This window comes from Photorhabdus viridis (assembly GCF_040256935.1).
In the GTDB taxonomy this organism is placed as follows: domain Bacteria; phylum Pseudomonadota; class Gammaproteobacteria; order Enterobacterales; family Enterobacteriaceae; genus Photorhabdus; species Photorhabdus viridis.
The window spans coordinates 1-213 of record NZ_JBEJZY010000649.1 but is presented as its reverse complement, the minus strand read 5'-3'; the positions used below and the strand labels follow the sequence as shown (position 1 = coordinate 213).

Below are 213 nucleotides of genomic sequence, written 5' to 3'. Positions count from 1 at the left end.
TATGGCTGGATTTCCCGCACTATCCGGTCCTGGTCGTCGTATTCAAAATGCAGGGTGTTGTCCGGGGATTCTACCGTCAACAATTTCCCCATGACATCGTAATGATAACGGGTGGTGCCTGCCGGAGTATCCAGCGCGGTCAGTCTCTGAACCGCATCATAGGTGTAGCGGGTAACCGTTTCTTCCCCGTCCCGCTTTTCAATGCAGTTCCCC

1 pseudogene is annotated in these 213 nt (G+C 54.0%); it reads right to left on the bottom strand.

The window, feature by feature from the left end:
- A pseudogene (locus ABR397_RS24915) lies at positions 1–213 on the bottom strand (hypothetical protein); the annotation flags it as partial.